General features: G+C 59.4%; 12 protein-coding genes and 1 tRNA gene. 7 read left to right on the top strand and 6 right to left on the bottom strand.

Annotation, left to right across the window (positions count from 1 at the left end; genetic code table 11):
* Positions 1–189, bottom strand: a 189-nt coding sequence (locus ACQKP4_RS27025; RefSeq protein WP_427637031.1) for a glutamate--tRNA ligase family protein, incomplete at its 3' end; no start/stop codon positions are given.
* A 231-nt stretch (positions 190–420) separates the two neighbouring features.
* Between ACQKP4_RS27025 and ACQKP4_RS27020 the strand changes: the two genes are divergently transcribed.
* Positions 421–1470 (top strand): HlyD family secretion protein, encoded by a 1050-nt coding sequence (locus tag ACQKP4_RS27020; protein ID WP_427637029.1) that lies wholly within the window; start codon positions 421–423, stop codon positions 1468–1470.
* A gap of 49 nt (positions 1471–1519) precedes the next feature.
* On the top strand, positions 1520–3010 hold the full coding sequence (locus ACQKP4_RS27015; protein WP_427637033.1) for an MDR family MFS transporter: 1491 nt from the start codon (positions 1520–1522) through the stop codon (positions 3008–3010).
* Positions 3011–3145: 135 nt separating this feature from the next.
* Here the strand turns inward: ACQKP4_RS27015 and uvrB are convergent, their stop codons facing one another.
* Positions 3146–5161: an excinuclease ABC subunit UvrB gene (gene uvrB / locus ACQKP4_RS27010; protein WP_427637028.1), complete on the bottom strand. Its 2016-nt coding sequence runs from the start codon at positions 5159–5161 to the stop codon at positions 3146–3148.
* Positions 5162–5499: 338 nt separating this feature from the next.
* Here uvrB and ACQKP4_RS27005 point away from each other — a divergent pair, with 338 nt between their 5' ends.
* Together ACQKP4_RS27005 and ACQKP4_RS27000 are read left to right on the top strand one after the other, a co-directional pair.
* Positions 5500–6696, top strand: coding sequence for an amino acid aminotransferase (locus tag ACQKP4_RS27005; protein WP_427637027.1), 1197 nt, complete (start codon positions 5500–5502; stop codon positions 6694–6696).
* 247 nt (positions 6697–6943) lie between these two features.
* The gene (locus tag ACQKP4_RS27000) at positions 6944–7147 is read left to right on the top strand and encodes a hypothetical protein (protein WP_427637026.1); all 204 of its coding nucleotides are present in this window, start codon (positions 6944–6946) and stop codon (positions 7145–7147) included.
* Here ACQKP4_RS27000 and ACQKP4_RS26995 read toward each other — a convergent pair.
* On the bottom strand, positions 7144–7374 hold the full coding sequence (locus ACQKP4_RS26995) for a hypothetical protein (protein ID WP_427637024.1): 231 nt from the start codon (positions 7372–7374) through the stop codon (positions 7144–7146). The two genes, ACQKP4_RS27000 and ACQKP4_RS26995, sit on opposite strands and share 4 nt — an antisense overlap.
* Before the next feature lie 227 nt (positions 7375–7601).
* Between ACQKP4_RS26995 and ACQKP4_RS26990 the strand changes: the two genes are divergently transcribed.
* Positions 7602–7677, top strand: a tRNA-Asn gene (locus ACQKP4_RS26990).
* A 121-nt stretch (positions 7678–7798) separates the two neighbouring features.
* On the opposite strand, the gene ACQKP4_RS26985 is transcribed toward ACQKP4_RS26990, so the two are convergent.
* Positions 7799–9313, bottom strand: a complete 1515-nt coding sequence (locus tag ACQKP4_RS26985; RefSeq protein WP_427637023.1) for a nucleobase:cation symporter-2 family protein — start codon at positions 9311–9313, stop codon at positions 7799–7801.
* A gap of 255 nt (positions 9314–9568) precedes the next feature.
* On the opposite strand from ACQKP4_RS26985, the gene ACQKP4_RS26980 reads away from it, so the two are divergent.
* Positions 9569–9850, top strand: coding sequence for a BrnT family toxin (locus tag ACQKP4_RS26980; RefSeq protein ID WP_427637021.1), 282 nt, complete (start codon positions 9569–9571; stop codon positions 9848–9850).
* Between the two features lie 3 nt (positions 9851–9853).
* Positions 9854–10186 carry a BrnA antitoxin family protein gene (locus tag ACQKP4_RS26975; protein WP_427637020.1) on the top strand — a complete coding sequence of 111 codons (333 nt, stop codon included), beginning with the start codon at positions 9854–9856 and terminating at the stop codon, positions 10184–10186.
* A gap of 55 nt (positions 10187–10241) precedes the next feature.
* Here ACQKP4_RS26975 and ACQKP4_RS26970 read toward each other — a convergent pair whose 3' ends face one another.
* Both ACQKP4_RS26970 and ACQKP4_RS26965 read right to left on the bottom strand, forming a co-directional pair.
* Positions 10242–11069, bottom strand: coding sequence for an arylamine N-acetyltransferase family protein (locus tag ACQKP4_RS26970; RefSeq protein ID WP_427637018.1), 828 nt, complete (start codon positions 11067–11069; stop codon positions 10242–10244).
* A gap of 112 nt (positions 11070–11181) precedes the next feature.
* Positions 11182–11569 (bottom strand): exodeoxyribonuclease III (locus tag ACQKP4_RS26965; protein ID WP_427637017.1); only part of this gene is annotated, 388 nt, incomplete at its 5' end.

Here is an 11569-nt window from a genome sequence, read left to right as displayed (position 1 = left end):
AATGAAGGTGAATTTGACGTCGTCGTTGGGGGTGAATTCGAGCTTGCCGCGCGCGCCCTCTTCGATCCGCAGGATGAACTCACCGCCATGCTGCTTGGCAAAGCAGTAGTTGAACAAAGCGATGTAAGCGGTACCTACGTGGGGGTCCCCGGTAGGCGATGGCGCGATGCGAGTGCGGACGGTGGTCATGGCATGTCTCAACAAAGAATAAAAAGCGAAGATCAAACAGGGGGCGAATGGTAACAGGCGATACCCGCCAGGCTCCAGTCAGCAGGGCATTTAAGCCAAGGTTGCGTCTACATCGCGCCAGAGGCTTGCTGAATGGCTGAATATCAGCCGATGGCATTTACCGTTTATCGGCTGTATGCCAGATTCTCCTGCTGATAACTTTCCTTACAATTCTCGACTACAGTCTGCCCCATGCCTTCCCAACTCAAGCGTCGCCTGTTTATTTTCCTGCTGCTGGTCCTGCTGATCGCCGGGGGCTTTTTCGCCCAATGGTTTTTCAAGGGACGCTTTTATGAAAGCACCGACAACGCCTACGTCCAGGGCGAGATCACCCGCGTCTCCAGCCAATTGGGCGCGCGCATCGACCAGGTTCTGGTGCAAGACAACCAGCACGTCGAAAAAGGCCAGTTGCTGATCAAACTTGAAGGCGATGACTTCCACCTTGCCGTCGACCGCGCCAACGCCGCCCTCGCCACTCGTGAGGCCGAGCGCCTGCAAGCACAAAGCAAGCTGACGCAACAAAGCAGCCTGATCGCGGCGAGCGATGCGCAAGTCGCGTCCAGCCAAGCGAGCCTCAGTCGCTCGCAGATCGATCTGTCCCGGGCCGAGACGTTGCGCAAACCCGGCTATGTGTCCGAAGAGCGCGTGACTACCCTCTCCGCCGACAACCACATCGCCCGCTCGCAAGTGACCAAGGCTCAGGCCGACGCACAAAGTCAGCGTCAGCAAATCAACTCCCTCAGCGCCGAAATCAAGCGCCTCGACGCGATGATCGCCAACGCCAAAACCGATCTGGCCCAAGCCGAACTGAACCTGACCCGCAGCGAAATCCACGCGCCGATCAGCGGCCTGATTGGCCAGCGTGCCGCGCGCAACGGCCAATACGTGCAGGCCGGCGCTTATTTGCTGTCGATCGTGCCGGACCAGGACATCTGGATTCAGGCCAACTTCAAGGAAACCCAGATCGGCCACATGCAGCCCGGCCAGAAAGCCGAGCTGACGTTTGACGCCTACAGCGACACGCCGATCGAAGCGCGGGTCGACAGTCTATTCGCCGCCTCGGGCGCGCAGTTCAGCCTGTTGCCGCCGGACAATGCCACGGGCAACTTCACCAAAGTCGTGCAACGGATTCCGGTGAAACTGACCTTCGCCGCCGACAATCCTCTGCATGGCAAGATCCGACCGGGGATGTCGGTCACCGCCAAAGTGAACATCAAAGACGCCCCTGACGATGGCCGGTGATCAACTGATCCGCCCCGTCGGCGAGCCGACCCGGCGGGACTGGATTGCGGTGATGAGTGTGATGCTCGGCGCCTTCATGGCGGTGCTCGACATCCAGATCACCAACTCGTCGCTCAAGGATATTCAGGGCGCACTGTCGGCAACCCTGGAAGAAGGCTCGTGGATCTCCACTTCGTACCTGGTCGCGGAAATCATCATGATCCCGCTGACGGCGTGGCTGGTGCAGTTGCTGTCAGCGCGACGGCTGGCGGTGTGGGTTTCGCTGGGGTTTCTCGTCTCGTCACTGCTCTGTTCCATGGCCTGGAGCCTGGAAAGCATGATCGTCTTTCGGGCCATGCAGGGCTTCACCGGCGGCGCGCTGATCCCGCTGGCGTTCACCCTGACGCTGATCAAACTCCCCGATCACCACCGCGCCAAAGGCATGGCCATGTTCGCCATGACCGCCACCTTCGCGCCCTCCATCGGCCCGACCATCGGCGGCTGGCTGACCGAGAACTGGGGCTGGCAATACATCTTCTACATCAACATCCCGCCGGGCCTGATCATGATCGCCGGCCTGATGTACGGGCTGGAGAAGAAAGAGGCGCACTGGGAACTGCTGAAAAGCACCGACTACACCGGGATCCTGGCGCTGGGCATCGGGCTCGGTTGTTTGCAGGTGTTTCTTGAGGAAGGCCATCGCAAGGACTGGCTGGAGTCGAACCTGATCGTGACCCTGGGCAGCATCGCGCTGTTCAGCCTGATCACCTTTGTGATCGTGCAATTTTCCAAACCCAATCCGCTGATCAACCTGCGCATTCTCGGCAACCGCAACTTTGGTTTATCGAGTATTTCCAGCCTCGGAATGGGCGTCGGGTTGTATGGCTCGATCTACCTGTTGCCGCTGTACCTGGCGCAGATCCAGAACTACAACGCGCTGCAGATTGGCGAAGTGATCATGTGGATGGGGGTGCCGCAGCTGTTCCTGATTCCGCTGGTGCCGAAACTGATGAAATTCGTCTCGCCGAAGTGGCTGTGCACCCTCGGTTTCGGATTGTTCGGCTTGGCGAGTTTTTCATCCGGTGTGCTGAACCCGGATTTCGCCGGGCCGCAGTTCAATCAGATCCAGATCATCCGCGCGCTCGGCCAACCGCTGATCATGGTCACCATTTCGTTGATCGCCACGGCGTACATCCTGCCGCAGGACGCGGGCTCGGCGTCGAGCCTGTTCAACATCCTGCGCAACCTCGGTGGCGCGATTGGCATCGCCCTCCTCGCCACGCTGCTGGATGCGCGAACCAAGACTTACTTTGATTATTTGCGCGAGTCGATTGTGCCGAGTAATCCGCAGGTGGCCGAGCGCATGGCGTCGATGACGGACCGGTTCGGCAGCGATACCGCTGCGCTGGGCAAGATGAGTGAAATCGTGCATCAGCAGGCGTCGATCATGGCCTACAACGATGCGTTTCACTTTGTCGGGATTGCGCTGGGAATCAGCATGATTGCGGTGTTGCTGACCAAGGCGTTGCCGGCGGGAATCAAGGCTGGCGAGGCGCATTAGCAAGTCATTGCGCTGTTCTTCAGGGCGCCTTCGCGAGCAAGCCCGCTCCCACAGTGAACTGCATCGGTCTGGATAACTCGGTCTCCTGTGGGAGCGGGCTTGCTCGCGAAGGGGCCAGTTCAGGCACTGCAAATCTCAGACGGCAATCAACCGCTCGCGCAATTTGGAAATCTCATCGCGCAGTTGCGCCGCCGCCTCGAACTCCAGGTCGCGGGCGAGTTGGTACATTTTCTCTTCCAGCGCCTTGATACGTTTGGCGACTTCCCCCGGCGAACGCAATTCGGCTTCGTACTTGGCGCTCTCCTCGGCCGCCTTGGCCATGCCTTTGCGCTTCTTGCTGCGCGAGCCCGGCACGGTAGCGCCTTCCATGATGTCGGCGACGTCCTTGAACACACCTTTGGGCGTGATGCCGTTGGCGAGGTTGAAGGCAATCTGTTTGTCGCGACGGCGCTCGGTTTCACCAATCGCCCGCTCCATGGAACCGGTAATGCGATCCGCATACAGAATGGCCCGGCCATTGAGGTTGCGCGCCGCACGGCCGATGGTCTGGATCAACGAGCGCTCGGAACGCAGGAAGCCTTCCTTGTCCGCATCGAGAATCGCCACCAGCGACACTTCCGGCATGTCCAGGCCTTCACGCAGCAGGTTGATCCCCACCAGCACATCGAACGTCCCCAGACGCAGATCGCGGATGATTTCGACCCGCTCGACCGTGTCGATGTCCGAGTGCAAGTACCGTACGCGCACACCGTGATCGGCGAGGTAGTCGGTCAAGTCTTCGGACATGCGCTTGGTCAGCGTGGTGACCAGCACCCGCTCTTCCAGCGCCACGCGCTTGCCGATTTCCGAAAGCAGGTCGTCGACCTGGGTCAGCGCTGGGCGAATTTCGATTTGCGGGTCCACCAGACCGGTCGGGCGTACCAGTTGCTCGACCACGCGACCGGCGTGTTCGGCCTCGTAGTTGCCGGGCGTGGCCGAGACGAAAATCGTCTGCGGGCTGATTTGTTCGAACTCGTCGAAACGCATCGGCCGGTTGTCCAGCGCCGACGGCAGGCGGAATCCGTATTCCACCAGCGTCTCTTTACGCGAACGGTCGCCCTTATACATGGCGCCGACCTGCGGCACGCTGACGTGGGATTCGTCGATCACCAGCAAGGCGTCGGCCGGCAGGTAATCGAACAAGGTCGGCGGCGCCTGGCCGGAATCACGGCCCGAGAGGTAGCGCGAGTAGTTTTCGATGCCGTTGCAATAGCCCAGTTCGAGGATCATCTCCAGGTCAAAACGGGTGCGCTGCTCGAGACGCTGAGCCTCCACCAATTTGTTGTTGGTGCGCAGATAGTCCAGGCGCTCCTGAAGCTCGACCTTGATCCCTTCGATGGCGCCGAGCAGGGTTTCCCGTGGCGTCACGTAGTGGCTTTTCGGGTAAAAGGTGAAGCGCGGCAACTGCCGGGTGACTTCGCCGGTCAACGGATCGAAGGCGGAAATCTTCTCCACTTCGTCATCGAACAGCTCGATGCGGATCGCTTCGAAATCGGATTCCGCCGGGTGAATGTCGATCACGTCGCCGCGCACCCGGAAGGTCGCGCGGGCAAAATCCATGTCGTTACGGGTGTATTGCAGGTCCGCCAGGCGGCGCAACAACGCGCGCTGATCGAGTTTGTCGCCGCGATCCACGTGCAAGACCATCTTCAAATAGGTTTCCGGGCTACCCAGACCGTAGATGCAGGACACCGTGGTGACGATGATCGCGTCTTTGCGCTCCAGCAGCGCTTTGGTCGCCGAGAGCCGCATTTGCTCGATGTGGTCGTTGATCGAGGCATCCTTCTCGATGAAGGTGTCCGACGACGGCACGTAGGCTTCAGGCTGGTAGTAGTCGTAATAGGAAACGAAGTACTCGACGGCGTTGTTCGGGAAGAACGCCTTGAACTCGCCATACAACTGCGCGGCCAGGGTTTTGTTGGGCGCCAGCACCAAGGTCGGACGCTGCACCTGGGCGATCACGTTGGCGATGCTGAAGGTCTTGCCCGAGCCCGTCACACCGAGCAACGTCTGGTGCGCCAGCCCGGCTTCGATGCCCTCGACCATCAGGCGAATGGCTTCCGGCTGGTCGCCGGCGGGCTCGAAGCGGGTGACTAGCTGGAATTCAGACATTCAATACCTCTGGGTTCGCCCCAGACCGGTCAAACCGGTCAGCAACGAGAAAGACCGCAAACGACTGACGTCGCCCGAGGAAAAAACTGGATTGTGCTCAATGTGGAGTCGATTGCCCGCGCTTTCAAGGCAAACGTCCTACATCCCGTGAAACGTTTGACGACGCCAGTCGACTAACGGTCGAAAAATAATCGAAAAAACTTGCGTTAAAAGCCGAATCGTCTGTCGCCATCAATCGCTGATGGCCTCTATACTAGCTCCCCGTTTGTGCACCGCTCTAGTGCATTCGGCTGGAGCGCCACACGTCCCTCCACTCTCCATTCAGAGCCGCCGCAAAAATGAGCCTGTTCTCCGCTGTCGAAATGGCACCACGCGATCCAATCCTGGGCCTCAACGAAGCATTCAACGCCGATACACGCACCACCAAGGTCAACCTGGGGGTCGGTGTTTACTGCAACGAGGAGGGGCGAATTCCACTCCTGCGCGCCGTTGTCGAAGCCGAGACGATTCGCGTCGCGCAACACGCGTCCCGTGGCTACCTGCCCATCGACGGCATCGCCGCCTACGACCAGGCCGTACAAAAACTGCTGTTCGGCAATGACTCGCCGCTGATCGCTGCCGGCCGCGTCATCACCACCCAGGCCGTTGGCGGAACTGGCGCGCTGAAAATCGGTGCCGACTTCCTCAAGCAACTGCTGCCGAACGCCGTTGTGGCAATCAGTGACCCAAGCTGGGAAAACCACCGCGCGCTGTTCGAAACCGCCGGCTTCCCGGTGCAGAACTATCGCTACTACGACGCCGCAACCCACGACGTTAACCGCACCGGCCTGCTCGAAGACCTGAACGCCCTGCCGTCCGGCTCGATCGTCGTGCTGCACGCCTGCTGCCATAACCCGACCGGCGTCGACCTGAGCCCGGCGGACTGGAAAAACGTGCTGGACGTAGTAAAAGCCAAAGGTCACGTACCGTTCCTCGACATGGCCTACCAGGGCTTTGGCGATGGCATCGATGAAGACGCCGCTGCCGTACGCCTGTTCGCCGAGTCGGGCCTGACCTTCTTCGTGTCCAGCTCGTTCTCCAAATCCTTCTCGCTGTACGGCGAGCGCGTTGGCGCCCTGTCGATCGTCAGCGAATCGAAAGAAGAAAGCGCGCGCATCCTGTCGCAAGTCAAACGCGTAATCCGCACCAACTACTCCAACCCGCCGACCCACGGCGCTGCCATCGTCGCCGCGGTGCTGAACAGCCCGCAACTGCGCGCACAGTGGGAAGAGGAACTGGCCGAAATGCGCCTGCGGATTCGCGGCATGCGCAACCAGATGGTCGAGCAGTTGGCGAAACAAGCGCCACAACGTGACTTCAGCTTCGTCGGTCGTCAGCGCGGCATGTTCTCCTACTCCGGCCTGACCGTTGAGCAAGTCACCCGCCTGCGTACCGAGTTCGGCATCTATGCACTGGACACCGGCCGTATCTGCGTGGCGGCGTTGAACCAAAGCAACATCGACGCGGTGACCAAGGCCATCGTTGCGGTGATCTGAGTCTCGCGCTGCACCAAAAACGGGAAGCCTTTGGGCTTCCCGTTTTTTATTTGTCGCAGATAAATCTCAAAGCGAGGAGCGAGCCCTCTAAACTCCCCACAGATTAATGTGGCAGCGGGCTCGCTCGCGAAGAGGGCTGTCAGCCGACTTCAATGTTGCCTGATGCACCGTATTCGCGAGCAAGTCGAATCGTCGCACCGCCGCTGCCACAGGTTTTGTGTACACCTTGCCCACCAAGAGACCCCACATGAAAAACGATGACCTACGCGCTGACAGGGACGAACTGGACCACTTCGCGCCCCGCACCACCACGGCCAAGCGCGGTAACAGCCTGGTGCTACAAGTGGCTGCGGGCGTGTTTCTCGGCGGCCTGGCCTTGTGGCTGGTGCAACTGGGCGCCACGATGCTCTACGCCAAACTGATGCTCGGCACCGTTACGTTCGGCGGTTAGGCCAGTTCGCTCGCACGCTGGCTGGCGGCGTCGTCATAGGCGACGTACAGCGATTCAGCGACCTGGCTCTTGATCGCTTTGGCGCTTTCCAGACCGAGGACAAAACCCTCAGCCTTGCCGCCCGCGCGGTTCAATTCATCCGCGGTGCCGGCCTGGGTGATTGCATCAAGCAGCTTTTCGGCGTGCGGGCCAACGCCTTTGGGCAGGCTGATCTGGGCGATGCTCATGCGAACACCCCGTTATGTTGTGGTGTGAGGATTGGGTGATTCATGGCGCGTACCTTTTCGGCGAATGGCCGGCAGCGCGTGTAACCACTTCCGGGCGGCCATGGTAGACCTCTGAGACGATTCTGGTAACCGCCAACCACCGATAAACCATCGCCCAACCCGACGAATTCGCCCGATCGTTAACTGACGCTTGACTTCTCTTTTTGAATCAGTAACATACACGCCATTCCGCGATAGCTCAGTTGGTAGAGCAAGTGACTGTTAATCACTGGGTCCCTGGTTCGAGTCCAGGTCGTGGAGCCAGACAGCAAAACTGAAAAAGCCCCTGAATCGAAAGGTCCAGGGGCTTTTTTGTGGCTGATGGAAAAGCACAGAGGCCGATCTGTTTGATGAGTAGATCGGCCTTTTGCTGCGTTAAATGACGTTACACATGCTCACTGCTTTTCGCCTGCACCCGCGATTCTCCATGCCCATGGTCCACCTCCACCACCGGGATTTCTTTGCCGTCGCAGTCATGCAGCTTGCCTTCGCTGAAGTAATCCCCTTCGCGCAACGCCGCCAGATCCTGATAGCGCAGCACCCGCTCAGTGCCCGCCGCGAACACCGACTGTTGATCCGAGTTACCGGCCGTGAGGTGATTGAACGTCAGGTTAAGCACGATGGCCATGATTGCCGAGGAGCTGATGCCCGAATGGAAAATCGTCGCGAACCAGCTTGGGAAGTGGTCGTAGAAGTTCGGCGCGGCAATCGGGATCATGCCGAAACCGATTGAAGTGGCGACGATGATCAGGTTGACGTTGTTGCGGTAGTCGACCTTGGACAGCGTACGAATACCGCTGGCCGCCACAGTGCCAAACAGCACGATCCCGGCGCCGCCAAGCACCGAGGTCGGCACCGCGGCAATGACCCGTCCCATGAACGGCAGCAGGCCGAGAATGACCAGGAATATCCCGCCCGTCGCCACCACAAAGCGACTCTTGATGCCCGTCACCGCCACCAGGCCGACGTTCTGGGCGAAAGCACTTTGAGTGAAGGAACCGAAGATCGGCGCGATCATGCTCGACAGCATGTCGGCGCGAAGGCCGTTACCGAGGCGTTTGGAATCAACCTTGGTGCCGATGATTTCACCGACCGCGAGGATATCGGCCGAGGTTTCCACCAGCGTCACCATGACCACGATGCACATCGACAGGATCGCGGCGAAGTGGAAGGTCGGCATGCCGAAGTGGAACGGCGTCGGAAAGCCGAACATCGGCCCTTGGGTGACAGACGAGAAGTCCGCCATGCCAAGAAATACCGCGATCACCGTGCCGATGACCATGGCCAACAGGATCGATAACCGGGAGATGGTCGCGCTGCCGATCTTGCTCAGCAACAGCACCAGGACCAATGTCACCGCCGCCAGACCGATGTTCGCCATGCTGCCGAAATCCGGCGCGTGGCTGTTGCCACCCATGGCCCAGCGCGCAGCCACGGGCATCAGCGTCAGGCCGATGGTGGTGATCACGATGCCCGTAACCAGCGGCGGGAAGAACTTGGTGATTCGCGAGAACACCGGCGTGATCAGCAACCCGATCAACGACGCGGCAATCACCGCCCCGAGAATCGACTGGAATCCGCCCTCCCCGCCACTGCTGACAATCGCCACCATCGTCGCGACGCCCGAGAAAGACACGCCCTGAACCAGCGGCAACTGACAACCGAAAAACGGCAGACCAAGGGTCTGCAGCAATGTCGCCAGCCCCCCTGCAAACAATGAAGCAGCAATCAACAAACCGATGTCCGCCGGCGAGAGCCCGGCCGCCTGGCCGATGATCAATGGCACCGCGACGATGCCGCCGTACATGGTCAGAACATGTTGCAGGCCGTAAGCCATATTCGCGCCGACCCCGAGGTTTTCGTCCTCAGGCCGTTGGTGTGAAACATGGGGCGTTTTCATGGTTGGGGGGTTCCCTGGTTTTTTGTTATGCGCACACTGTATGCAAGACTCAGGACAAATGTCTATAGAGTTGTATACAACTGACCGGTCAGATTATGGACATATGTCCATGCTGCCCTGTGTCTGCGCGACCTCCCCCCAAAAAACTTTTGAAATACATCCCCCCCGCTGTGTTCCCACTCGCCCGCTAGTCTTTTGCATTCCAAGCGACCGCCGGCACGGACGCCCCTCGCTTATACATATAAAGTATGCATAATGAAGCCATTCGAAATTCAGTATCACAAGGCAAAGAACGCAGCCAACAAATTAAAGCATCAAGGCATCAGCCTCGCCGAAACAGAACCAGTGTTTTATGACGAGCAAGCACTCACGTTGCAGGACAACCATCATGATGAGCCGCGGTGGATCATCATGGGGCTGGATGCCAAATCACGTTTGCTGGTTGTTGCGTACACCTACCGAGACCCGAATTTCGTTCGAATCATTTCCGCGCGCATCGCCACCAAAAACGAGCGCCGTCGCTACAGGGAGAACTGACCGGTGAAAGACGAATACGACTTCAGCACTGCCAAACGCGGGGCTGTCGCCTCCAGCAAAGGTAAAACCCGAATTACCATCATGCTCGACGACGTGGTCATCGAAGCCGCGCGCGTCATGGCCGAAACCGAGGGGTATGGTTATCAGACGGTGATCAACAACACCCTTCGCCAGGTATTGCTGAACCAGGGACATCAGGCGGCTACCGCCGATCAGCGAGCCGCCATCGCTAACGCAGGGCATTTCAAAGAAGGGATAACGGCATCCGAACTCAAGGGGCTGGAGAAAAAACTGTCCGAGGTACTACGCGAGATCCACCGTGTGATGGAGCCTTGAGTAATCCGACAACACAACGCAGGCCGACAGATTCAATCGGCCTATGGCGTGACAGTTAATTTGCCGCGATCAACTGTTCGAGTACCGGCCTCAACGATGCTTGCGCCGGCACCTGAATTCCAAATTCTGTCGCCAGGACCTCAATCAGCTCATTCACATCCGCCATCTGCCGCCGTTCACTCTCGCTGTCGATCCGGTGAATCGCAAAGCTGCCGTTGTTCAACGTACGCCGCCATCCATCCCCGGTGCGGGCCACCATCAATTGTCGGGCAAATGGTGACTCCGGATGCGTCGAGACGTACCAGTTGCCGATGGTGTAGTCGATGGCTTCCTGGCGTTGCAGGTCGAAGAGGTACATCGCCCGCCACTCCCCGGCGACCCTGGCGCGCAGGGTGTAACCGTCGGCATGCTGCTCGATGCGATAGGGCTCGTGCGGTGTGAGCTGTTCAGCGTCGGTGTCGAGGATCAGCGGCGCGGTGGGCACCATGCCGCCGAACCCGACATCGGTGACGTAGCGCACGCCCTCCAGCATGACCAGGCTCAAGCGGTGAGTGCGGGCAGCCCACGTGCCTTCGGGTTGGCCCATCACGACTCGACCGGTAATGCCCCGGGCGTCGAATCCCAGTTCCTGCAACAAGGCTAAAAACAGACCGTTGAGTTCGTAACAGTAGCCGCCACGTTCGCCGTGCAGGACTTTGCGCTCGATGGACGGCAGGTCGATATTCACGGGCTCGCCCGCCAGCGTGTTGAGGTTTTCGAACGGGAAAGCGCCCGTGTGGCGGAGCTGCAGCTGACGCAGCGTTGTAAGGGTGGGCGCCGGTGGTGCATCGAAACCCAGGCGTTGCAGATACAGCGCTCGGTTGCTCAGGCGTGGCTCGCTCATTGCTCGATCCTTATGCAGAGTGCCGCGGATTTCTCCGCCGATGGGCGCCATGTATAAGGGAAACAGCGGTCCTGGTGACAATTGATTTAGCCAATCACCTCGACGATAAAAATCAACGACGCTTGCGCGAACCCAGCCGGATCCAGGTCGGTGCGTGGTCGCTGGCGTGTGGCTCATTGCGCACCCAGGCGTCAACGCCGGCCTCTTGCAGGTAGGGACTCAAGGCCGGATTGAGCAACAGGTGATCGATACGCAGCCCGGAGTTTTTCTGCCAGTGCTGTCGAAAATAATCCCAGAAGGTATAGAGCCGGTCCTCCGGGTACAGATGCCGCAGAGAATCGGTCCAGCCCTGATCCAGCAATCGCCGATAACACTCACGGCTTTCGGGTTGCAGCAAGGCGTCCTTGAGCCAGGAGCGCGTGTTGTAAATATCGAGATCGGTGGGCACCACGTTGTAGTCGCCCGCCAGCACCACCGGGTGTTCGCTGCGCTGCAAATCC

Origin of the sequence: Pseudomonas sp. NPDC086278 (assembly GCF_050280905.1) — a bacterium.
Classification (GTDB): Bacteria; Pseudomonadota; Gammaproteobacteria; order Pseudomonadales; family Pseudomonadaceae; genus Aquipseudomonas.
The sequence above is the reverse complement of the archived record's forward strand: the minus strand, read 5'-3'. Positions and strand labels throughout refer to the sequence as shown.

Excerpts from the sequence above, each read along its gene's own strand:
- ACQKP4_RS26985 (WP_427637023.1), bottom strand. The coding sequence starts at position 9,313 with ATGAAAACGCCCCATGTTTCACACCAACGGCCTGAGGACGAAAACCTC.
- ACQKP4_RS26970 (WP_427637018.1), bottom strand. The coding sequence starts at position 11,069 with ATGAGCGAGCCACGCCTGAGCAACCGAGCGCTGTATCTGCAACGCCTG.
- ACQKP4_RS26980 (WP_427637021.1), top strand. The coding sequence starts at position 9,569 with ATGAAGCCATTCGAAATTCAGTATCACAAGGCAAAGAACGCAGCCAAC.
- ACQKP4_RS26995 (WP_427637024.1), bottom strand. The coding sequence starts at position 7,374 with ATGAGCATCGCCCAGATCAGCCTGCCCAAAGGCGTTGGCCCGCACGCC.
- uvrB (WP_427637028.1), bottom strand. The coding sequence starts at position 5,161 with ATGTCTGAATTCCAGCTAGTCACCCGCTTCGAGCCCGCCGGCGACCAG.
- ACQKP4_RS27000 (WP_427637026.1), top strand. The coding sequence starts at position 6,944 with ATGAAAAACGATGACCTACGCGCTGACAGGGACGAACTGGACCACTTC.
- ACQKP4_RS27005 (WP_427637027.1), top strand. The coding sequence starts at position 5,500 with ATGAGCCTGTTCTCCGCTGTCGAAATGGCACCACGCGATCCAATCCTG.
- ACQKP4_RS27020 (WP_427637029.1), top strand. The coding sequence starts at position 421 with ATGCCTTCCCAACTCAAGCGTCGCCTGTTTATTTTCCTGCTGCTGGTC.